Raw genomic sequence first — 24,884 nt, forward strand, 5'->3', positions numbered from 1 at the left:
TTGAGTTAATTCGTGAATTCGTGGCGAAAAAAAATAAATCAGCTCAATCTGCAAAATCTGCGAGAAACAAAATTAGCAGACAAACAAGTAAAGATGAAGAATTTTAAAAACATTGTATTAGCATTTTCTCTTTTGGTAACCTTAGTTTCTAAAGGACAAATTCTGCCTGTACGTTTAACAACAGAAATGGCTAAAAATCCATTAGCAGTTGTAGAGAATCAACCAAAATTTAGCTGGCAATTAGTTTCAAAAGAATCTGATGCATCGCAAGTCGCTTATTTGATTTTAGTAGCTTCTTCGGAAGAAAAACTAAAAATGGACGATGGCGATATTTGGAACAGCGGAAGAGTTAATACCGATAAAAACTTGCACATTGTTTACAACGGAAAACCATTAAAAAATGAAACCAAATATTTCTGGAAAGTAAAAGTTTGGAATCAAGATGGAAAAATTTCTAAATGGAGTAGAAATGCTTCTTTTAGAACAGCGCTGTTAGTATCAGATTTAAACCCAACTTGGATTGGTGCGATTACAAAAGCAGACAGTCATTTGCCTGAAGGAAGAACGTATCATACAGCGACTTTCAACAGAGAAAAAAAGAATTCGTTTATCAATGCTTCAGATTCTTTGGCGCGCAGAAGTATTATGTTGCGTAAACCTTTCGAAGTAGAAAAAGCAGTCAAAGAAGCGGTTGTTTATATTTCTGGTTTAGGACATTACGAATTGACTATCAACGGAAAAAAAGTAGGGAATAGCCAATTTGCACCACTTTGGACAGATTATGATAAAACGGTTAATTACAATGTTTACGAATTAAGCGCAAAAGATTTTCAAAAAGGCGATAACGTAATTGGCGTTCTGTTAGGAAACGGAATGTACAATACGCTGGCTGAAAGATATACCAAATTTTTCGTGAGTTTTGGTCCGCCGACTTTATTCTTCAAAATGAAAATCAAATACAATGATGGTTCAGAAGAAATTGTAAAATCAGATGGAAGTTGGAAATACAGCAAAAGTCCGATTACTTATAATAGTATTTTTGGTGGAGAAGATTACAATTCTAACCTAGAACAAAAAAACTGGAATAAAAAAGGTTTCAAAGATAGAGATTGGAAAAAAGTAGTTATTCAAGAAGCTCCAAAAGGAGTTTTAAGACCGCAGACTGCACCGCCAGTTACAATCCAAAAAGAATATGAAGTTAAAACCGTAAAAGAGTTGAAACCAAATTTCTATGTTTTTGACATGGGACAAAATCTTTCTGGATTTCCAACCATCAAAGTAAAAGGAAAAAGAGGACAATCGATTCGTGTTTGGGTTGCGGAAGGATTAAATGAAGAAGGCACAATTGCGCAGGGAAGATCTGGAAAACCTTATTATTACGATTATACTTTAAAAGGAAATGGAGTAGAAGAATGGACACCAAAATTCAGTTTCTACGGTTATCAATATGTTCAAGTTGAAAACATTAATTATAAAGACACTAAGAATAAAGATCTTCCAACTTTAGTAGATTTAAAATCGAATTTCATTTACAATTCAGCTGGAGAAGCGGGAAGTTTTGCATGTTCAAACGAGATTTTTAATAAAACGCACGAGTTGATTAACAACTCGATAAAAAGTAATTTTCAAAGCGTTTTCACTGATTGTCCACAAAGAGAAAAATTAGGATGGCTAGAAGAAATTCAGTTGAATGGTCCAGGTTTAATGTTCAATTATAACTTGCAGACTTTTCTTCCTGCAACAATGCAGAACATTTCAGATTCACAAAGAGACAACGGTTTAATTCCGACGATTGTTCCAGAATATGTGATTTTTGGCGGCGATTTTACAGATTCTCCAGAATGGGGAGTTACAGGTGTGATTTTGCCTTGGATGTATTACGAATATTACGGAGACGCTTCATTATTAGAGAAATATTTTCCAATCATGAAAAAGTATGTCGATTATCTAGAAACAAAATCTACCAATCACATCGTTTCTCACGGATTAGGCGATTGGTACGATTACGGAACCCATGCAGCTGGATATTCAAAAAACAGTCCGATTGCACTTTCGGCGACTTCACATTATTATTACGGAGCGTATTTGACAGCTAAAGCGGCTAAATTGTTAGGCAAGACCGATGATTTTGAGAAATACGAAACATTGGCTTCTGAAATAAAAACAGCTTTCAACAAAGAATTTTTCAATCCAGAAACGAAACAATACGGAACGAACAGTCAGTTTAGTAATTCGGTTCCAGTTTTTATGAATATCGTAGAACCGCAGTACAAAGAAGCGGTAATGCAGAATTTACTGGCTGACATCAAAGAAAAAGGAGATCGTTTGACAACGGGAGATGTTGGAAATCGTTACTTATTTCAAACTTTAGCAAGAAATGGCGAAAACGAAACCATGTACAGAATGCACAATCATTATGATGCGCCGGGTTATGGTTTTCAGATTAAATTTGGCTTGACCACTTTAACCGAACAATGGGATCCGAGAAAAGGAAATTCATGGAATCACTTTATGTTAGGACAAATTGAAGAATGGTTTTACCAAAGTTTAGCCGGAATTATGTCTGATCCTGAAAAACCAGGTTTCAAGCATTTCTTCATTCAGCCGGAAGTAGTTGGCGATATGACTTTCGCGAAAGCGGATTATCAATCGGTTTATGGAAAAATTGCTTCTTCTTGGGAGAAAAAAGACGGCAAATTTATCTTGAATGTTCAAATTCCTGTGAATACAACAGCAACAATAAAATTGCCTGTTTCTAAAGATTCTGAAATAAAAATCGATGATAAAAAGGTTAGAGCAGGTTTTAATGAAAAAGATAAAAAACCGGTTTTAGAATTGGGTTCAGGAACTTATACAATAGAATGTAAGTTGTAATCGGAATTATGAGTTATGAGTTATGAGTTATGAGTTATGAGTTATGAATTGTAGGTAGGCTCAGAAAAAATAAAAATCAATTGCCTCCAGTTTTAACTGGAGGTTTCAAAATAAAGCAAGTCAGAAGGCTTCAGCCAAATGAGTAAGTTCGGCTAAAGCCAATTTTTGAAAATCAATTTGTTTTCCTCCAGTTAAAACTGGAGGCAATTCAAAAAACATTTAATAATGAAAAATTTAAAATACATCATCTTAGTTTCCATTTTCGCTTTGACATTTGCGAATGCACAAAGCACTTCTGATACCAATTTTAGAAAACCGGTATCAGAAACTTTAAAGAAAATCGAAACGCTTTTTAAAGTAACAATCAACGATGACAGAGGTTTATTAAAAGGAAAAGAACTGGATTATGCCGATTGGAGAATTGAACCAGGAAATCTGCCGCTTTCGTTGACCAATATTTTGGCTCCATTCGAATTGATGTATTTCAAACAGCCGGATGGAACGTATATCATTCGTAAATATGAAAACCATAAAGTTTCAGTCGATAAAGGAAAAGAACGCTTGTTTTACTTAGAAAGCCTTTATTCGACGAAAGAACAATGGGAAAAACGTAAAATGGAGTTAAAAGCTTGTATGATTGAATCATTTGGTTTGGATAAGGCGCCCCCTACACCGAAATCTAAGCCACTTTTAACTCCAAAGAGAATTTACAAAGATTATAGTGTTGAAAATATAGCTTTGGAAATTTTACCAGGGGTTTACGCAACGGGTTCGATTTATAAACCGTATCCATTAAATAAAAAAGCAGCTGTTATTCTAACTCCTGACGGACATTTTGGCGACGGAAGATACAGAAAAGACGAGCAGTACAGATGTGCCATGATGGCCAAAATGGGAGCAATTGTGGTGGGGTATGACTTATTTGCTTGGGGAGAATCATTGTTGCAATTTCCTGAAGAAACGCACAGAAACAGCATTGCATCTACAGTTCAGGTATTGACAGGAATTCGTTTCTTGGATTATTTGGCAACCGTAAAAAATGCTGATATGACAAGAGTTGGAGTTACTGGAGGTTCTGGCGGAGGATCGCACACGATGTTTTTAGCAGCGATTGATGACCGAGTAAAAGTTTCAGCTCCAGTTGTAATGGTTTCGTCTCACTTTTCAGGCGGATGTCCATGCGAAAGCGGACGTGGAATCCACTTGTGCGGAAACGGAACAAACAATGCTGAAATTTCAGCTATGATGGCTCCAAAACCACAATTGATTGTTTCGGATGGAAAAGACTGGACATTAGCAGTTCCAGAATTGGAGTTTCCGTTCATTCAAAGAACTTATGAATTATACGGTAAGAAAGATTTGGTTGAAAATGCTCATTTTGCAAAAGAAGGACACGATTTCGGAATCTCAAAACGTATGGCTCTGTATCCGTTTATGGCAAAATATTTAAATTTAGATTTGAATAAAGTAAAGAACGAAAAAGGCGAAATCGACGAATCGACTTGTGTAATTGAACCAAAAGAAAAGCTTTTTGTTTTTGGAGATAAAGGAGAAAAACTGCCGAAAAATGCTCTAAAAGACATCAACAAATTATATGAAATGTTCGGAGAAAAAAATCTGAAGATTTACGAAACTAAAAAATAGCCACGAATTACACGAATTGGCACGAATTGTTTTTTTTGCCACAGATTAAAAAGATTAAAGGATTTCCACTGATTAAAATCTGTTTGATCTCCTAAATCTGCGGGAGAATTTTTTACTCTCGCAGATTCAGTAGATAAAAATAATCCCTTTAATCTTTTTAATCTGTGGCAAAGAATAAAAAAGAAATTAGTGCGAATTAGTGTAATTCGTGGCGAAAAAAAATATAAGTATGAAGTTAAAATTTAAATTAATAGCAATCTGTTTTGGAATTTTTTCGTTTGCTGCAACGGCACAAAACGACTTAAAATTATGGTACGATAAACCAGCAGCAATCTGGAACGAAGCTTTACCATTAGGTAACGGACGTTTGGGCGCAATGGTTTTTGGTGATCCAGCGGTTGAGCGTCTGCAATTGAACGAAGAAACCATTTGGGCAGGTTCTCCAAACAGCAATGCACATACAAAATCAATTGAAGCTTTGCCAAAAGTAAGACAGCTTATTTTTGACGGAAAATTTGATGAAGCGCAAGATTTGGCTACGAAAGATATCATGTCGCAGACCAATGATGGAATGCCGTATCAGACTTTTGGAAGCGTTTATATTTCATTCAATGGACATCAAAAATATACGGATTATTACAGAGATTTAGGCATCAGCAATGCTACGGCTAAAGTAAAATACAAAGTAAATGGCGTTGAATTTACAAGAGAAATTCTAACCGCATTTTCAGATCAAGTTATTGTGGTAAAACTTTCTGCAAATAAACCAGGTCAGATTACTTGTAATGTTTTCATGAACAGTCCGATTGATAAAACGGTGGCTTCAACAGAAGGAAATCAGATTATACTTTCTGGAACAGGAACGAACTTTGAAAATGTAAAAGGAAAAGTAAAATTTCAAGGAAGACTTACAGCTAAAAACAAAGGCGGAGAAATCGATGCAAGCAATGGTGTTTTGAGCATCAACAAAGCTGATGAAGTGGTTTTATATATTTCGATTGCAACAAACTTCAAAAACTACCAGGATATTTCTGGAGATGAAATTGTAAAAAGTAAAGATTATTTAGCGAAAGCTGAAGTGAAAGATTTTGAGACGATTAAGAAAGCACACGTTGATTATTACCAAAAATTTTTCAACAGAGTTTCTTTAGATTTAGGTTCGAATGATTTGATTAAGAAACCAACAAACGAGAGAATTAGAGATTTCTCTAAACAATTCGATCCGCAATTGGCAGCTTTGTATTTCCAGTTTGGACGTTATCTTTTAATTTCAAGTTCTCAGCCGGGCGGACAGCCAGCGAATTTACAAGGAATTTGGAACGATATGGTTACGCCGCCTTGGGACAGTAAATACACGACAAACATTAATGCTGAAATGAATTACTGGCCAGCGCAAGTGACGAATCTTCAGGAAATGCACGAACCGTTTGTTCAAATGGCAAAAGAATTAAGTGTAACTGGAGCAGAAACGGCTAGAATGATGTACAATGCCAGCGGATGGGTTTTGCATCATAATACCGATATTTGGCGTGTAACCGCTCCAGTAGATTCAGCTGCTTCGGGAATGTGGCCGACAGGTGGTGCTTGGGTTTGTCAGGATTTATGGGAAAGATATTTATATACAGGAGATAAAAAATATTTGGCAGAAATTTATCCGATCATGAAAGGCGCTGCTGATTTCTTTTTGGATTTTATGATTGTAGATCCAAACACAGGATATTTGGTTGTCGTTCCATCAAGTTCTCCTGAAAATACGCACGCTGGGGGAACAGGAAAAGCAACAATCGCATCAGGAACAACGATGGATAATCAGTTGATTTTTGATTTGTTTACGCATGTTATGGAAGCTTCTGCATTGGTTTCACCAGATGCTGCTTATGTAAAAAAAGTAAGCGATGCTTTGGCAAAAATGCCTCCAATGAAAGTTGGAAAACACAATCAATTGCAAGAATGGCAGGATGATTGGGATAATCCTAAAGACAATCACAGGCACGTTTCGCATTTGTACGGCTTGTATCCGAGTAATCAGATTTCGCCAATCAAAACACCAGAATTATTTCAAGCGGCCAAACAATCGTTGATTTACAGAACAGACGAATCTACAGGCTGGTCAATGGGTTGGAAAGTGAATCTGTGGGCGAGATTATTAGATGGAAATCATGCTTATAAATTGATTCAAGATCAATTGCATTTAGTTACAGCAGATCAGAGAAAAGGAGGAGGAACATATCCGAATATGTTAGATGCGCATCAGCCTTTTCAAATTGATGGAAACTTTGGTTGTACAGCAGGTTTTGCCGAAATGTTGATGCAAAGTCAGGAAGATGCAATTCAGTTATTGCCTGCTTTACCAACAGTTTGGAAAGACGGAAGCATAAAAGGTTTAGTCGCAAGAGGTGGTTTCGTAATTGATATGACTTGGAAAAACAATAAAGTTTCGACTTTAAAAATATATTCGAAAATTGGTGGAAACTGTCGATTGAAAGTAGAAAATACTTTGAGTGGTTCTTCAATTAAAAAAGCAAAAGGAAAAAACACAAATCCGTTGTTTTATGATGTTGAAGTAAAGAAGCCAATTATTTCAAGTGAAGCAAAACTAGAAAAAGTAAAACTGCCTAATTACAATATTTACGATGTGAATATGAAAGCAGGGCAGACGTATACTTTTACGGGAAAGTAATTTTTTGAACCATATAAGTGATGTAAGAAAATATAAAAGTTAGGTCGTCCCTGCAAGGTTTCCAAAACCTTGTAGGTATGAAATAGCAAGTCTAGTTTGTCATTCCGAGGAACGAGGAATCACACTCGAAACTCGCCAGAAAAGCCAAACTGTGTAGACAAACTAGTGTGATTTCTCCTTCGTCGAAATGACAAAACTGTGAGAAAAAATATAAATTAGAAAAAATCATGTTGACAAATTTCAAACATAAAATAATAGCCCTTTCCATCGTAATTGCGTGTTTAAACACGAGTTGCAAATCTGGTGCAGGATCTTCTCAATTAGGAAAATCGGCTATTTTAAAAGAAAAAGATTTCAAACATTATGTTGATTATTTCAACACGATGGAAGATGAAAATTTAAAATTTGCCATTCCGAATGACAGTGCTTGGACTTGGATGGAAAAGAATATTCCGTTGTTTGAATGTCCGCAGCAAAACTTTGAAGAAATCTATTATTTCAGATGGTGGAGCGTTCGTAAACACATCAAAAATACTCCACAAGGATTTGCGATTACGGAGTTTTTAGTTGACCGTTCGTATGCGGATAAATACAATATGATCAGTTGTGCTTTGGGACATCATATCAATGAATTCAGATGGGTTCACGATCCCAAATACATTGAGCAGGATGTGAAACTTTGGTACCGAGGAAACGACGGGAAACCGATGAACAAATTGTATAAATTCAGCAGTTGGACAGCAGATGCTTTATACAATCGTTATTTGGTAAATAAAGATGAGAAATTCTTATTGGATTTGTACCCGGACATGGTTACAGATTATGCCGTTTGGGAAAAGGACCGTCAGCGTAAAGATGGTTTGTTTTGGCAGCACGATGTAAAAGATGGAATGGAAGAATCTTTAAGCGGCGGACGAAAAGTACAAAATGCAAGACCAACGATCAACAGTTATATGTATGGAAATGCTGTAGCGATTTCTAAAATGGCTGAAATGAAAGGCGATAAAGATGTTGAAGCAAAATTCAAAGCTAAAGCTGATGAGTTGAAGCAATTAGTGGAAACGAAATTATGGGATTCAAAAAGCGAATTCTTTGAAACTTTAACTCAAAAAGATACTTTGGCACAAGTTCGCGAGGCAATCGGATTTATTCCGTGGTATTTCAATCTTCCAGAAAAAGGAAAAGGATTTGAAAAAGCTTGGGAACAAGTGAAAGATGAAAAAGGATTTTCGGCTCCGTTTGGTTTGACAACAGCAGAAAGAAGAAGTCCGCGTTTTAGAACTCACGGAACAGGAACCTGCGAGTGGGATGGTGCTATCTGGCCATTTGCAAGTTCACAGACTTTAACGGCTATGGCGAATGTTCTAAACGATTACAACCAAGATTTTGTTGGAAAACCAGATTATTTCAAACAAATGGAATTGTATGTTCAGTCGCAGTATTATAGAGGAAAACCTTATCTTGGCGAATATTTGGATGAAACTACTGGTTATTGGTTAATGGGCGACAGAGAAAGAAGCCGTTATTACAATCACTCGACTTTCAATGACTTAATGATTACAGGATTGGTTGGTTTACGCCCGAGAGCTGATGAAAAAATTGAAGTAAATCCTTTGATTCCACAAGAAAAATGGGATTGGTTTTGTCTGGATAATGTTTTGTATCATGGCAATATTATTACCATTCTTTGGGATAAAACGGGAGAAAAATATAAAAAAGGAAAAGGTTTTAGAGTTTTCAAAAACGGAAAAGAAATTGCTTTTTCTGAAAGATTGGAAAAAGTGATAGCAAATTAATTAAAGAATAAAATTTGGAGAAAACAGTATTAAATTATTCAATCAAAGGAGGCGTATTTCAGATTCTATGGAATCTGATTTTTGTGGTATTAGGTGTTTATCTTTTTTCTCGAACAAACTTTGAAAGAATTACATTTACGTTTTCTCATCTGGTGTTACCGGTTGTAGCAGTTTTATTTGTCATTTTTTATAGTATAAAAGCGATAAGGACACTTTCCAATTTTCATAAAAAAATAATATTTTCACAGGAAGGAATAGAGCTCAATGAGACATTTTTTGAATGGAAAGATATTGTATTTCCAAGAGTTTTTTTCAAGACTGAACATACGGCAAAGTTCAATATGTCCTATAAAGAGTTTTACCTGACTTTTGTTTATAAACAGGAAACGATTGAAATAAAAATAGATGATTTTGATGTATCTGAAAATGAAATAAAAGAACTTCTGAAAAAATATACTCCAAAATATACTCCAAGTCCTATGAATGAAGAGAAAATAGTTTACAAACCGATACATGATTTTGACCAAATCATAACTTTAGATCATTATTATGATCTTGAGCATGAAGACTCAGAAGAAGCTATAAAAGATGTCCAGAAATTGGCTGTAAAAGATCTTGATGCAATAAAACGCTTTTGTGAGAATCAACTTTTCGCGCAGCCCGATAAAGTTAGTTTTGTTTATTATTCGTTGAGTGAAGATGATGAGATTGATAAATGGGCAGATTTTCTTTGTGAGGAATTTTGCAGAGTATATCAAATAGCATTAAACCAAAATAAAGTTAAAGACTTAACTCCCGTTTTATACGAGATTTTAGTCGAAAATATAACTTCCTATAGCGCTGATAGAGTTAGAGAAGCATTACTGAAAGGTCTGGATAATAAAGATTTAGAGAATCGTTTAAATGCACTGGAATTTCTTCAAGATTGGACTGATGAAGCGGTTTTGAAAAGTAATCTGACAGTAGTTTCTAAGTTGAGACAAAAGTTGAAGGACCCTGAATGGAAAATACGCTGGAAAACGAGCAAATTCTTAGAACAGAATAAAATCGAATTTGAAAGTTTAAGTACGATGGATAAATTGAAAAGGTTTATTAATCCTTAAACTAAGAATTGGCTTCGGAGAAGCTTAATATTTATAGCAAAAAATCCCTCCGAATAATGTAAAGCTCCAGCGGAGCGACACATTTTGATAGCATATGTCACCCCGCTGGGGCTTAATAGACATACAATTATAAAATCTATAAATATATCGTCCCTCTGGGACTTGACATTATAAAACATGAAAAAGTTTTTTTTACATCTTACACTAATCATCTCACTTTTCACAATTTCGGCGAAAGCCCAAAACAAAATTATTGTAAGTGATTTAAAATGCGAAATGCTTACCAATCCAGAAGGAATTGACGTTTTACAGCCAAGATTAAGCTGGAAAATAAAAGCAGAAGTAAACGATGTAAAACAAACGGCATATCAAATTATTGCTTCTTCCAGTTTAGAAAAATTAAACGCTGGAAATGGTGATTTGTGGGATAGCGGAAAAGTACAAAGTGATGCTTCTGTAAATGTAATGTATAACGGAAAAAAACTAAAAGACCGTCAAGATGTTTTTTGGAAAGTAACTGTTTTTACGAATAAAGGAGAAATTCAATCGAAAGAAAATGCACATTTCAGTATCGGGATTTTGACTTATGCAGATTGGAAATCAACTCGATGGATTGGTTATGAAAAAACGTCTACTGGCGATAGTATTTCGCAGTATTCGAGATTGTCTGCACGTTATCTTCGAAAAGAAATCAACCTAAAAAAGAAAGTCAAAAATGCCAAGGTTTTCATTATGGGAATGGGATTATATGAACTTTACATTAATGGAAATAAAATTGGAGATCAGGTTTTAGCTCCCGTTCCGACAGATTATACGAAGAATGTAAAATACAATGTTTTTGATGTGACTTCGCAATTGCAAGAAGGCAAAAACATGTTAGGAACGATTTTAGGAAACGGGCGTTTTTTTACCATGCGTCAGGATTACAAACCATACAAAATCAAAACTTTTGGGTATCCGAAAATGGCCTTGCAGTTATTTGTAGAATATACGGATGGAAGTAAAGACATAATCAGGACAGATGATACTTGGAAAATCACAACTGATGGACCAATTTTATCAAATAACGAATACGACGGAGAAGAGTACGACGCCCGCAAAGAAATGACAGGTTGGAATACCGTTAATTTCGATGATAAAAAATGGCTTTCGGCAGAATATGTTCAAGAACCGGGCGGATTCTATGAAGGGCAGATGTCGGCTAATATGAAAGTAAAGGGTGAAGTAAAACCGATTTCTATAAAACAAACGCCACGCGGCACTTATATCTTAGATATGGGACAAAATATGGTGGGCTGGTTGCAATTGAAAGTCAAAGGAAATAAAGGCGATAAAATCACGATGAAATTTGCTGAATCGCTTCAGCCAGACGGTTCTTTGTACATTGCCAATTTGCGTGATGCAAAAACAACTGATATTTATACTTTAAAAGGCGAAGGAGAAGAAATTTGGGAACCTCGTTTTATTTTCCACGGATTTAGATTTGTTGAAATTTCAGGATTTACCGCAAAACCAACACTAGAAAATTTTGTTGGAAAAGTAGTTTATGATGATATCCAAACCACAGGAACTTTTGATTCTTCAAATCCAATAATGAATCAGATTTTTAAGAATGCTTGGTGGGGAATTAGTGGGAATTATAAAGGAATGCCAATCGATTGTCCACAGAGAAATGAACGTCAGCCTTGGTTGGGAGATAGAACAACGGGGGCTTATGGCGAAAGTTTTCTATTCGATAATAATGCTTTATACGCAAAATGGTTAGACGATATTAAAAATTCGCAAACTATAGACGGTGGACTTCCAGATGTAGCGCCAGCTTTCTGGCGTTATTATGGAGACAATGTAACGTGGCCAGGAACATATATCACGGTTGCAGATATGTTGTATCAACAATTTGGCGATGGAAAAGTGGTAGAAAAACAATATCCGTACATGAAAAAATGGATGGATTATATGGAAGAAAATTATCTGGTTAACGATTTAATGACCAAAGATAAATATGGAGATTGGTGCGTTCCGCCAGAATCTCTAGAATTAATTCGTTCAAAAGATCCAGCTCGTTTAACGGATGGCGAATTGATTTCGAGCGCTTTTTATTATCAGCTTTTGAACATCATGAAGAAATTTGCTGTGATTGCAAATTCAAAAAATGACATTCAACATTATGATGATTTGGCTTTAAGAATAAAAAAAGCATTTAATACCAAATATTTGAATGCGGACAAAAACAGTTATGCAAACAATACGGTTACAGCCAATTTATTGCCTCTAACTTTCGGAATGGTTCCAGAAGGACTTCAAATCAAAATATTCGAAAATTTGGCACATGAAGTTGAAGTGACTAAAAACGGTCACGTAAGTACAGGAGTTATTGGAACACAGTTTTTAATGCGAACGTTGACCAATTTCGGTCGTGGTGATTTAGCTTTCAAATTAGCCTCAAACAAAACCTATCCAAGTTGGGGTTATATGGTAGAAAACGGTGCCACTACAATATGGGAACTTTGGAACGGAAATACCGCAGATCCAGCGATGAATTCGCAAAATCACGTAATGCTTTTAGGTGATTTACTGATTTGGTATTACGAAAATATGGCGGGAATCAAAAGCAATCCTGAAACTCCGGGCTTCAAACAAATCATCATGAAACCAGATTTCAATGCAGGATTGACTTATGTAAACGCTTCTTACGAATCGGTTTACGGCTTAATTAAAAGTGATTGGAAGAAAGATAAAAAGGCTTTAGTTTGGAATATTACAATTCCAGCCAATACTTCTGCAATTGTTTATCTTCCTGCTAGTGATGTATCGACTATTTTAATCAATAAACAGAAGCTGGATAAGACTTCTTTCGCTTATTCTAAAGACAAAAATCAGGTTATCGTTACACTTTCGTCAGGAAATTATGCGATAAACGTTAAATAACCTGCATTTTTAGTATTTCGGGACAGTACAGGATACATTGTTAATTTTTTAGTGTTATTTTTACACTTAATAAATATTTTTACCTAAAAAAATGTTAGGTATATATTTATAGTCGAAAAAAATAATTCATAATATAATTAAGAATGAAGATCACAAAATTAGCATTTGTCTTGTTTGGACTTTTCCTTTTAGGAAGTTGTAAGTCGGCTTTAGAAAAAAAGACTTGGAAAGAAGGAATTCTCGTAGACCAATTTGTTTACGATAAAGCACCTTATCCATCTTGCCATGCCATTACAATTGTCGAAGCTACAAATGGTGATTTAGTTGCTTCTTGGTTTGGCGGAACTCACGAAAGAAATCCGGACGTTTGTATTTACGTTGCCATAAAACCGAAAGGAAGTGATACTTGGAACGAAGGCGTAAAAGTAGCTGACGGAGTAATGAAAGAAGGGCCAAGATTACCAACTTGGAATCCGGTTTTATATCAAATACCGGGTGGCGATTTAATGCTTTTCTACAAAATTGGACCAAAACCATCGGAATGGTGGGGCGTAATCAGAACTTCATCTGATGGCGGAAAAACATGGTCTGAGGCTCAAAAAATGCCTGATGGTTTCTTAGGACCAATCAAAAATAAACCTGTTTTATTAAGTAACGGAACTTTATTATGTCCGTCAAGTATCGAAGGCGACGGCTGGAGACTTCGCATGGAATCTACTCCAGATTTCGGAAAAACTTGGGTAATGGGCGATACGCTTCCAAGAGGAAAACAAAAAATCAATGCGATTCAGCCAAGTATTTTATTTCACAAAGATGGAAGTATTCAGGCAATCGGAAGAACAAGAAACAGAGCAATTTTCAGCACTTTCTCAAAAGACAACGGAAAAACGTGGTCGGATGTTGAGTTAATCGGACTTCCAAATAACAATTCTGGCACAGATGCTGTAACACTTAAAGATGGAAGACATTTATTGGTTTACAACCACGTTCTTCCTCCTGGAAAAGAAGCAAAAGGACCAAGAACGCCTTTGAATGTTTCGGTTTCTAAAGACGGAATTCATTGGAATGCAGCTTTGGTTTTAGAAGATTCAAAAATCAGTCAATATTCTTATCCTTCGATGATTCAAGGTTCAGACGGAATGGTGCATATTGTTTATACTTGGAGAAGAGAAAAACTGAAATACGTAAAAATTGATCCGAGTAAATTAGTGGCGCTTCCTATCAAAAATGGAATTTGGCCAGGAGAAGAAGGAAAAGTGGTAACAGCTGTAAAGGCAGAAGAAGAGTAAAAAGATAAGCCACAGATTAAAAGGATAAAAATGATTTTTATTCTCATTAATCTCCAAAATCTGCTCAATCTGCGAGAGTAAAATTTTTTCTCGCAGATTGAGCGGATTGAGCAGATTTTTTAATCCAAATAATCCTTTAAATCTGTGGCAGAAAAATATATAAACATGAAATCAAAAAAACATTTATTAATTGCCATGCTTGTTGTTCTATCAACAACGTTCAACAGCTGTGCAACGGCTCAGTCATCCAACAAAAAGCAAAAATATAAAGTTGCTGTTTGTGATTGGATGATTTTGAAAAGACAAAAGCTAGGTTCTTTTGCTTTAGCAGCTGAGATAAAAGCTGATGGAATCGAACTAGACATGGGAGGTTTAGGAAACAGACCAACTTTTGACAGCAAATTAGGCGATCCTGTAGAAAGACAAAAATTCTTAGATAAATCGAAAGAAACTGGAGTTGGAATCAGTTCGATTGCGATGTCTGGATTTTATGCACAATCATTTGCTACAAGAGAAATCACACCCATGATTAATGATTGCATTCAGGCAATGAAAAACATGAAAGTTAAAATAGCGTTTCTTCCTTTAGGAACACAAACAGATTTGGTTAAGAATCCAGAATTACGTCCAGAAGTAATTAAGAGATTGCAATGGGCAGGAAAAGAAGTGGGGAAAATTGGAGGTGTAATTGCAATTGAAACTTCTTTAAGCGCAACAGAAGAGAAAAAACTTTTAGATGAAGTGGGTTCCAAATACATTAAAAGCTCTTTCAACTTTGCGAATGCATTAGATAATAAAAGAGATATTTCTTCAGAATTAAAGATTTTAGGAAAGAAATATGTAGCACAGATTCATGCATCAAATACTGATCAATTTTGGTTAGAAAAAGACCCTGCGATTGATATGCCAAAAATCAAACAAACTTTGGACGAAATGAAATGGAGCGGATGGCTGATTGTAGAACGTTCTAGAGACGCGACACAAGTTCATAATGTAAAAGCCAATTATGGAGCAAATGTAGCTTATTTGAAGAAAATTTTTCAAAATTAAATAAAAATTCAGTGATGAATATGTAATCGTTAAACTAAACAAATTATCACTACAAATCTGCCGAATCTGCTAGATCTGCGAGAGTTTATTTTTTCCCGCAGATCTAGCAGATTAAGCAGATTAATTTTAAACAGAATACCCAAAAACAGCATACTATGAAATATTTACAATTACTTTTTTTATGTCTTTACGTCTCTTTCGCGACAGCGCAAAACATTACTGTTGTTAGTGACGCAAGTTCGCCAAGAGCAAAATTTGGAGCGGAGAAATTATCAGAAACCCTTTCAGCAAAAGGTTTCAAAGTAACCTCTGTTGACAAACTGAAAAACTCAAAAGATAAAGTAATTGTTATTGGAGAAAAAGGAACTGACTTTTGGAAAAAGAATGCGAAAAGTGCTAAAATCGATGATAGCAAATTAACCAAGAAAGAAGGTTTCTTAATTCGTACTCAAAAAAACATCATTTTCATTGAAGGAACCGATGCAAGTGGAACGCTGTACGGGGCAATGGAATTGGTAGACAGAATTAAAAGTTCAGGTCAGCTTCCATCAGAAATCAATATTGAAGACAGTCCAGAAATGGTTCTTCGTGGAGCTTGTATCGGAATGCAGAAACCCGTTTATCTTCCAGGACGCGATGTTTACGAATATCCGTATACGCCAGAAACTTTTCCTTGGTTTTACGATAAAGCACTTTGGATTAAATACTTAGATATGTTGGTAGATAACCGCATGAATTCTTTGTATTTATGGAACGGACACCCGTTTGCTTCTTTGGTAAAATTAAAAGAATATCCTTTTGCGGTTGAAGTAAGCGATGAAGACTTTAAAAAGAACGAAGAAATCTATAAATTCCTGACAGTTGAAGCTAACAAAAGAGGAATTTGGGTAATTCAGATGTTTTATAACATTATCGTTTCTAAGCCTTTCGCAGAGCATTACAACATTAAAACGCAAGATCGTTCTAGACCAATCACGCCTTTGTTGTCTGATTATACTAGAAAATCTATTGCCGCTTTCATCGAAAAATATCCAAACGTTGGATTAATGGTTTGTTTGGGAGAAGCAATCAATACCGTTGATGATGACGTAGAATGGTTTACCAAAACGATTATTCCAGGTGTTCGCGATGGTTTGCAAGCATTAGGAAAAACAGAAGAACCACCGATTATCTTAAGATCTCATGATACAGACGGACCTTTGGTGATGGAGAAATCGCTTCCATTATACAAAAACTTATATACAGAAAGTAAATATACAGGTGAGTCTTTAACGACTTATACTCCAGGAGGACCTTGGGGAGAAACACACAAACAGTTGAGCGCTTTAAAATCAATTCATATTGAGAATGTTCACATTTTGGCAAACTTAGAACCTTTCAGATATGGTTCTCCAGATTTTATCCAAAAGACAGTAAAAGCAATGCACAGCGTGCACGGAGCCAATGCGTTACACTTGTATCCGCAAGCTTCTTATTGGGATTGGCCATATTCTGCCGATAAAACAAAATCAGGAGAACGTTTGTTAGAAATGGATCGAGACTGGATTTGGTACAAAGCTTGGGCAAGATATGCGTGGGACAGCAAAAGAGATAGAAACGAAGAAGTTAAATATTGGGATAATGATTTAGCGAAGAAATTCGGAACAAGTCAAGAAGCGGCAAATAATATTTTAAAAGCATACGAAGAAACAGGAGAAATTGCTCCAAAAACGTTAAGACGTTTCGGAATCACAGAAGGAAACAGACAAACTTTATTGTTAGGAATGTTTGAAAGCCAATTGGTGAATCCGTCAAAATGGAGAGTTTATCCAGGTTTCCACGAATCTTGTGGCCCAGCGGGTGAATTGCTTTTAGAATATGCTAAAAAAGAATGGAATAAAGAACCACATTCTGGTGAACTTCCAACGCAGATTATTGCTGAAATTACAGAACACGGAAGATTGGCAGTTGAAGCTATCGACAAAGCCGAAGCTAGTGTAACGAAAGACAAAGAAGAATTTGCACGTCTTAAAAACGATATGCATGCGTACAAAGCTTTCGCCGATTTCTTTTCAGAAAAAGTAAAAGCAGCTTTGTTGGTTTTGAGATACAGTTATTCAAATGATATTGCTGATTTAGACAAAGCGATGCCTCATTTAGAAAAAAGCTTGGAACATTACGAATTATTGGTAAAATTAACGAAAGACACGTATCACTATGCTAACAGTATGCAGACAGCACAACGTAGAATTCCGATTGGAGGAGACGACGGAAACAACAAAACTTGGGCTGAATTATTACCGCACTATGAGCGTGAATTGGCTAATTTCAAAAGAAATCTAGAGAAGCTAAAATCTTCAAAAGATGGAAAAGTAGAAAGCAAAGAAGGGAAACCTTGGAAAACTGCTGATGTAACTTTTATTGACGAAAAACCGGGAACTTATTTAGTAAAAACAGGAACAAAAGTCTACGGAACTGATATTTCTGAACTAACTAAAATAGCTCCTGAACTTCAAAACCTAAGAGGATATTCGTTTGTAGAAAACGATCAAAACGAAAAAGGAACACACTTAAAGTTTAGAAATACAAAAGCCGTTAAATTAGTAGTTGGTTATTTCAATTCAGATCAGAAGAGATTTTTATTACCTCCAAGTTTAGAGACAGATGCTGCAGGAAATGCTCATGGTCAAGCTGAAGTAATTCTGGCAAGTGCCATGAATTTGAAAGATTTACCACGTGTAAATATTCATACGTATACTTTCCAACCAGGAGAAAATAAATTGGATTTAGGAAAAGGAAAAGTATTGATTTTAGGCTTCATCGATGCCGATCAAAATATTACACCACGTGATGTCGGATATATTGATGCAGGAGAGAAAGCAGCAGTAGATTGGTTGTTTTATTAATGGACGTTCCTGCAAGGTTTTCAAAACCTTGTAGGTATAAATAAAAGTTTAGAATTAAAAGAATAATTTGGGCGTGTTCGCCGCGGCGAATCGGGCTGTACGTTCCCGCTTTTTTTGGGGCGAAGAAAAATCGCCTCAAAAAAGAGCTCCACTGCCATCCTTCACGCGAACAAAGGTATAAACACAATCTTGTCATCCCGAGGAACGAGGGATCTCCGCAAGAAACTCGACAATAGTTTGTCATTTCGACGTAAGGAGAAATCACACACGGGATTCGACAAAGATTAGAAATAACATTGCGGAGTTACTAGTGTGATTTCTCCCTTCGGTCGAAATGACAAAACAGCGAATTAAACTTCGCAGAAATAACAACTTAAATTACCTTATATAACTTATATGGTTTTTAAAAATATGAACAGAATAGTTTTTTTTATTTTTTGTTTTTTTTCAAGTCTTTGCTTTGTTTGGAGTCAGAGCAAAGATTCAGGTAAATTTCGAAAAGAGATTTCTCTGAATTCATCTTGGGAAACCATAATCTTGGAAAATCTTCCGGTGCAGGAAGAGAGGTTTGTAGACCATCCTAAAACTGATTCCAATTGGCAGCAGGTTAGTGTGCCTCACAATTGGGATCAGTATTATGGTTTCAGAAGAACAAAACATGGAAATTTGCACGGTACTGCATGGTACAAAAGAACATTAAAACTCGACAAAACTACGGCTGGAAAAAGACTCTTTTTGTTTTTTGAAGGCGTTAGTTCTTATGCGACTGTTTGGGTAAACGGTAAAAAAGTGGGCGAACACAAAGGTGGTCGAACCACTTTTACGCTTGATATTACCAAAGCAGTTTCTTTAGAAAAAGAGAATCAGATTTTAGTAAAAGCGTCACATCCATCCTTTATTGCAGATCTTCCTTGGGTTTGCGGAGGATGTTCTGGCGAATGGGGATTCTCAGAAGGTTCTCAGCCAATGGGGATTTTCAGACCCGTTTCTTTAGTGATTACAAACGATGTTAGAATCGAACCTTTTGGAGTTCATATCTGGAATGACAAATCGGTTTCGAAACAAAAAGCGACTTTGCTTACGACAACAGAAATTAAAAATTACGGAACTTCAGATCGAAATCTAACCATCGAAAATGTCCTTTTCGATGCTTCAGGGAAAAAGGTTTCGACATCAAAAAGTACAGTTAAAAATACTTCAGGCGAAATAAAATTGGTTGCTCAGACTTTACCGGAAATTCAAAATCCGAGATTATGGTCGCCATCTAATCCGTATTTGTATAAATTGGTTACTTCTGTTTTTGAAAACGGAAAAATAATCGATCAATTAACAACGCCTTACGGAATTCGCTGGGTGAGTTGGCCAGTGAGTCGTGATGGAAAAGACAATCGTTTTTTCATTAACGACGAACCTGTTTTTATAAATGGCGTTTGCGAATACGAACATCAAATTGGAAATAGTCATGCGTTTTCAGACGAACAGATTCATGCCAGAATTGAACAAATCAAAGCGGGTGGATTTAACGCTTTTAGAGAAGCGCATCAGCCTCATAATTTATTGTACCAAAAAGAATTAGACGAAAACGGGATCTTATTCTGGAGTCAGTTTTCGGCACATATTTGGTACGATACGCCAGAATTCAAAGAAAATTTCAAAACCTTATTGCGCGAATGGGTTAAAGAACGCAGAAACAGTCCATCAGTTGTCATGTGGGGATTACAGAATGAAAGTACAATTCCGAAAGAATTTGCAGAAGAATGCACGCAGATTATCCGCGAAATGGATCCGTTATCGGCTTCACAAAGAATTGTAACGACTTGTAATGGAGGAGAAGGAACAGATTGGAATGTGGTTCAAAACTGGTCAGGAACGTATGGCGGAGATCCGTTAAAATACCATTTAGAAATGACGACTCAGTTGTTAAATGGAGAATACGGTGCTTGGCGTTCGGCAGATTTACATACGGAAGGCGAATTCGACCAAAAAGGAACTTTAAGCGAAAACCGTTTTTCTCAATTAATGGAAATTAAAGTAAGAGAAGCGGAATCGGTTCGAGATAAAATCGCGGGACAATTCAATTGGCTTTTTGCTTCGCACGAAAACCCAGGACGTGTACAAAACGGAGAAGGATTTAGAGATATTGATAAAGTCGGACCAGTAAATTACAAAGGACTTTTTACGATTTGGGGAGAGCCTTTGGATGCGTTTTATATGTATCGCGCCAATTATGCTTCAAACAAAACAAATCCGATGGTTTATATTGTTTCGCACACTTGGCCAAGTCGTTGGGAAAAAGCAGGAATCAAAAACGGAATTGATATTTACTCGAATTGTGACGAAGTTGAATTGTTTAATGATGTGAATAAAGTTTCACTGGGAAAACTAAAAAATCCGGGAATTGGAAAGCATTTTCAATTTAACAATGTCAATATTCAGTACAATGTTTTATATGCTGTTGGATATGTAAACGGAAAAGCCGTTGCCAAAGATTATATTGTTTTGAATACTCTTCCGAAAGCGCCAAATTTAGAAACTCTAGTTTCTGATAGAACGGATATTTTAAAAGCAAAAACTGGTTTGAACTATATCTACAGAGTAAATTGCGGTGGTTCAGAATATACAGATCGTAATGGAAATACTTGGTTTACCGATACACATAAAAGCGGTCAAAATACTTGGGGATCATTGTCTTGGACAGATAATTTCGAAAAATTGCCAGATTTCTTTGCAAGTCAGAGAAGCAGTTTTGATCCTGTAAATGGTACAAAAGATCCAGAATTATTTCAGAATTTCAGATACGGAGTGGATAAATTACTTTATGAATTTCCTGCACCAGACGGAGAATATGAAATTGAATTGTATTTCTCAGAACCTTGGTACGGAACAGGCGGAGGATTAGACTGCAAAGGCTGGCGTTTGTTTGATGTTGCCATTAATGATGCTGTAGTTTTAAAAGATTTTGATATTTGGGCAGAAGTGAGACATGATAAAGCGTTAAAGAAAACTTTTACTGTAAAAAGTGTCAATGGAAAAATAGTGATTTCGTTTCCAAATGTAAAAGCGGGACAAGCCATTATTTCAGCGATTGCGATTGCAACAAAAAATAAAAATGTAAAACCAACGGACCAATCGCCAAGAAATATTCAGAATGTAAGTTTAGATGCTAAAGATTTTAAAATGGCTTCTTGGTTAGATATTAATTCAAAACAATATTCAAACTCTGAAGTTATTTTTACGGAATTGCCTTCAGAAGTTTTTGGTGCAGATTATTTACAGTTTGCTGATAATTCAAAAGTTTCAGGTTCATTCACAGCAAAAGAAGAATCGACTATTTTTGTTTTAATTGATGATAAAATAAAGTCAATAAAAGGACTTTCAGATTATAAAAAAATAGAAGAAAAAGCGAAAAACAATAACGGAATTTCTTTTGATGTTTTCACTAAAAAAGTAAAGAAAGGCGAGAAAGTTATTTTTGACAATAAAGAGACAATTTTGACAATTGCAGTTGTTCCAACTTACGATATGGGCGAAAAAGACGATTCGAGACCTGTTGTAATTATAGAAGCAGAAAAAACAAAAACTACAGGAGAAGGAATTGAAAAAGGTAATTTCAAAAAAGCCGATTATATTGAGTTCACTAAAAAGACCAATAATAGTATCGAATTTGAAGTAAAACCAGGTGTTGCAGGGATTTATTTAATGCGTTTCCGTTTTATGAATCGAAATGAAATGCCAATGAAAGTGAAATTCAAAATGGAAGATGCGTATGGAATCCTAATGAGAAACGATACGATTGAATTTTTCCCTTCACCAGAAAAATGGAAAATTTTGAACACAACATCAGGAGGTTATATCAATGCAGGAACGTATAAAATTACTTTAGATGGAGATGATTTGAAAGGGCTGATGATTGATAATTTCGAGTTTCAGTAGATTTTTTTAGAGGGACAAAGTGACGAGTAACAAAGTGACAAAGGTTTCTTTTGAAAAGGTATTAGTTTGTCAGGCTGAGCGAAGTCGAAGCCCACGCAAAGTAATTCTACAATTTAGGATTATAAAGAAATAAAATAATCTCGCAAAGACGCAAAAACGCAAAGTTTTTTTCTGAACCATATAAGTAATATAAGTTCAATTAAGACAAAACTTAAATTATGTTATATTACTTATATGGTTTAATTTACTTTGCGACTCTGCGACTTTGCGAGAGAAAAAATAAAAATATGTTTAAAAAAATTACACTTGCATTATTGTTTTCGGTATCAATTTTTGCACAAAAACAAGCCAGAATTGTAGAAGACTTCAACAAAAAATGGAACTTTAAATTAGGAGATTATCCCGAAGCGATAAATGCTAATTATAACGTATCAGATTGGAGAACGCTTCAATTGCCGCACGATTGGAGTATTGAAGGCGCTTTTGATAAAGATGCTAAAACCAAACAAGCGCAAGGATTTTTGCCTGCTGGAAAAGGATGGTATCGTAAAGTTTTTACGATTCCCGCGAGTTGGAAAAGTAAAACAATTTCGATTGAATTTGATGGTGTTTTTAAGAATAGCGAAGTATTCTTAAATGGGAAATCATTGGGAGTTCGTCCAAATGGTTATATCTCATTTGCCTACGATTTGTCTCCGTATTTAAATTATGGACAAGCCAATACTATCGCAGTTAAGGTCGATAATGATTCTCAGCCCAATTCAAGATGGTATACAGGTTCTGGAATTTACAGAAATGTGAGATTGGTGGCTAGCGAAAAATTGCACGTAGGGAAGTGGGGAACTTTTGTAACTACACCTGAGGTTTCAACAAAGCAATCAAAAGTGCATTTAGAAGTTACAATCAATAACGATAATGATAGTGCCAGAGAATTTACATTGGTGACTTCAATTTTAGATGCTAAGAATAAAGAAGTAGCCAATAAAACTTCGGTAGAGAAAATCGGAGCTAAAACTTTTGAAACTAAAGTGCATAATCTCGATGTTCTAAAGCCACAATTATGGAATACTGAAAATCCGTATTTGTATAAAGTCATTACAAAAATCTACGAGAAATCGGTACTAGTTGATAATTACGAAACTCCACTTGGATTTAGATTTTTCAACTTCGATTCAGAAAAAGGATTTTCATTAAACGGTGTTCCAACTAAAATTTACGGAGTTTGCCTGCATCATGATAACGGTGCTTTAGGTGCTGTAGAAAATATTCATGCTGTTAGAAGAAAACTGACTTTGATGAAAGAAATGGGAGCAAACGCTATTAGAATGTCTCATAATCCTCATTCTTTGGAAATGATGCAATTGTGCGACGAAATGGGATTCATCGTTCAGGACGAAGCTTTTGACGTTTGGAAAAAGAAAAAAGTAACCAACGATTACCACAAAGATTGGGATGCTTGGCACAAACAGGATTTAGAAGATTTTATTAAAAGAGACCGCAATCATCCATCGGTTATGATGTGGAGTATTGGTAATGAAATCAGAGAGCAGTTTGACAGCACTGGAATTGCGATTACGAGAGAATTGGCTAAAATTGTAAAGTCATTAGATGTAACTCGTCCCGTAACTTCTGCCTTAACAGAAAATGTGATTGAGAAGAATTTTATCTATCAATCAGGCGCTTTAGATCTTTTGGGATTCAATTACAAACATGAAGATTATAAGGATTTCCCAACTAAATTTAAAGGGCAAAAAATATTAGCTTCAGAAAGTGTTTCAGCTTTAGAAACACGTGGACATTATGATCAATCGGATATTATTCAGGCTTGGCCGGTAAAACACGGTGCTCCATTTGATGGAAATGCAGATTGGACGGTTTCGGCTTACGATCAAATAAAATCGTATTGGGGCGCAACGCACGAGGAAAACTGGAAAACAATAAAAAGTCAGGATTTCATGGCAGGAACTTTTATCTGGACTGGATTCGATTATATCGGAGAACCAGATCCTTATCCGTTTCCTGCAAGAAGTTCGTATTTCGGAATTGTAGATTTATCCGGACTTCCAAAAGATGTATATTATATGTACCAAAGCGAATGGTCAAATAAAACGGTTTTGCATATTTTACCACATTGGAACTGGAAAAAAGATCAGGAAATCAACGTTTGGGCGTATTACAACAATGCAGATGAAGTGGAATTATTCTTAAATGGAAAATCATTAGGAAAGAAATCAAAACAAAATGATGATCTACATATTTCTTGGAAAGTGAAGTTCGAACCGGGAACTTTAAAAGCGGTTTCAAGAAAGAATGGAAAAGTAGTTTTAGAGAAAGAAATTAAAACCGCTGGAGAAGCTTCTAAACTGAATTTAGAAGCAGATAAAAAAGTGATTAAAAATGATACTTACGATTTAGTTTACGTAACGGTTTCGATGACAGATAAAGACGGGAATTTAGTTCCCGATGCAATGGATTTAATCAATTTTGAAGTTACGGGCGGAGGAAAATTAGTTGGAGTTGATAATGGTTATCAAGCCAATTTGGAATCTTTTAAAGCGAATTCCTGTACGCTTTTTAACGGAAAATGTGTTGCGATTATTCAATCTAATGGAAAGAAAGAAAATATTCAGTTGAAAGCGAGTGTAGGAAATTTACAAACTTCTGTTGTTGAAGTTAAGGTAGAATAGATTTATTGCTCGCAA

General features: G+C 35.6%; 11 protein-coding genes. All 11 read left to right on the forward strand.

Annotated elements, in window-relative coordinates:
• Positions 1-93 precede the first annotated feature (93 nt).
• The 11 genes from NQQ59_RS14270 (at position 94) to NQQ59_RS14320 (ending at position 24,869) form a co-directional block, all read left to right on the forward strand.
• The gene (locus NQQ59_RS14270; protein ID WP_144219567.1) at positions 94-2,874 is read left to right on the forward strand and encodes a glycoside hydrolase family 78 protein; all 2,781 of its coding nucleotides are present in this window, start codon (positions 94-96) and stop codon (positions 2,872-2,874) included.
• Between the two features lie 225 nt (positions 2,875-3,099).
• On the forward strand, positions 3,100-4,518 hold the full coding sequence (locus NQQ59_RS14275; RefSeq protein ID WP_144219568.1) for an acetylxylan esterase: 1,419 nt from the start codon (positions 3,100-3,102) through the stop codon (positions 4,516-4,518).
• Between the two features lie 229 nt (positions 4,519-4,747).
• On the forward strand, positions 4,748-7,198 hold the full coding sequence (locus NQQ59_RS14280; protein ID WP_144219569.1) for a glycoside hydrolase family 95 protein: 2,451 nt from the start codon (positions 4,748-4,750) through the stop codon (positions 7,196-7,198).
• A gap of 227 nt (positions 7,199-7,425) precedes the next feature.
• Positions 7,426-8,994, forward strand: coding sequence for an MGH1-like glycoside hydrolase domain-containing protein (locus tag NQQ59_RS14285; RefSeq protein ID WP_144219570.1), 1,569 nt, complete (start codon positions 7,426-7,428; stop codon positions 8,992-8,994).
• Between the two features lie 14 nt (positions 8,995-9,008).
• Entirely contained in the window at positions 9,009-10,097 is a 1,089-nt protein-coding gene (locus tag NQQ59_RS14290) for a hypothetical protein (RefSeq protein ID WP_144219571.1), read from the forward strand.
• Positions 10,098-10,274: 177 nt separating this feature from the next.
• Complete coding sequence (locus tag NQQ59_RS14295) at positions 10,275-13,025, forward strand: glycoside hydrolase family 78 protein (protein WP_144219572.1); 2,751 nt, start codon at positions 10,275-10,277, stop codon at positions 13,023-13,025.
• Positions 13,026-13,168: 143 nt separating this feature from the next.
• Entirely contained in the window at positions 13,169-14,314 is a 1,146-nt protein-coding gene (locus NQQ59_RS14300) for a sialidase family protein (protein WP_144219573.1), read from the forward strand.
• Positions 14,315-14,479: 165 nt separating this feature from the next.
• Positions 14,480-15,364, forward strand: a complete 885-nt coding sequence (locus NQQ59_RS14305; protein WP_144219574.1) for a sugar phosphate isomerase/epimerase family protein — start codon at positions 14,480-14,482, stop codon at positions 15,362-15,364.
• 155 nt (positions 15,365-15,519) lie between these two features.
• The gene (locus NQQ59_RS14310; RefSeq protein ID WP_144219575.1) at positions 15,520-18,249 is read left to right on the forward strand and encodes an alpha-d-galacturonidase; all 2,730 of its coding nucleotides are present in this window, start codon (positions 15,520-15,522) and stop codon (positions 18,247-18,249) included.
• A 411-nt stretch (positions 18,250-18,660) separates the two neighbouring features.
• Positions 18,661-22,182: a malectin domain-containing carbohydrate-binding protein gene (locus tag NQQ59_RS14315; RefSeq protein ID WP_144219576.1), complete on the forward strand. Its 3,522-nt coding sequence runs from the start codon at positions 18,661-18,663 to the stop codon at positions 22,180-22,182.
• 287 nt (positions 22,183-22,469) lie between these two features.
• Positions 22,470-24,869, forward strand: coding sequence for a sugar-binding domain-containing protein (locus NQQ59_RS14320; protein ID WP_144219577.1), 2,400 nt, complete (start codon positions 22,470-22,472; stop codon positions 24,867-24,869).
• Positions 24,870-24,884: the final 15 nt, after the last annotated feature.

This window comes from Flavobacterium panacis (genome assembly GCF_024649945.1).
GTDB classification, from domain to species: Bacteria; Bacteroidota; Bacteroidia; order Flavobacteriales; family Flavobacteriaceae; genus Flavobacterium; species Flavobacterium panacis.

Coding starts and splice junctions, on each gene's coding strand:
- NQQ59_RS14275 (WP_144219568.1), top strand. CDS start 3,100: ATGAAAAATTTAAAATACATCATCTTAGTTTCCATTTTCGCTTTGACA.
- NQQ59_RS14300 (WP_144219573.1), top strand. CDS start 13,169: ATGAAGATCACAAAATTAGCATTTGTCTTGTTTGGACTTTTCCTTTTA.
- NQQ59_RS14315 (WP_144219576.1), top strand. CDS start 18,661: ATGAACAGAATAGTTTTTTTTATTTTTTGTTTTTTTTCAAGTCTTTGC.
- NQQ59_RS14270 (WP_144219567.1), top strand. CDS start 94: ATGAAGAATTTTAAAAACATTGTATTAGCATTTTCTCTTTTGGTAACC.
- NQQ59_RS14310 (WP_144219575.1), top strand. CDS start 15,520: ATGAAATATTTACAATTACTTTTTTTATGTCTTTACGTCTCTTTCGCG.
- NQQ59_RS14295 (WP_144219572.1), top strand. CDS start 10,275: ATGAAAAAGTTTTTTTTACATCTTACACTAATCATCTCACTTTTCACA.
- NQQ59_RS14285 (WP_144219570.1), top strand. CDS start 7,426: ATGTTGACAAATTTCAAACATAAAATAATAGCCCTTTCCATCGTAATT.
- NQQ59_RS14280 (WP_144219569.1), top strand. CDS start 4,748: ATGAAGTTAAAATTTAAATTAATAGCAATCTGTTTTGGAATTTTTTCG.
- NQQ59_RS14305 (WP_144219574.1), top strand. CDS start 14,480: ATGAAATCAAAAAAACATTTATTAATTGCCATGCTTGTTGTTCTATCA.
- NQQ59_RS14320 (WP_144219577.1), top strand. CDS start 22,470: ATGTTTAAAAAAATTACACTTGCATTATTGTTTTCGGTATCAATTTTT.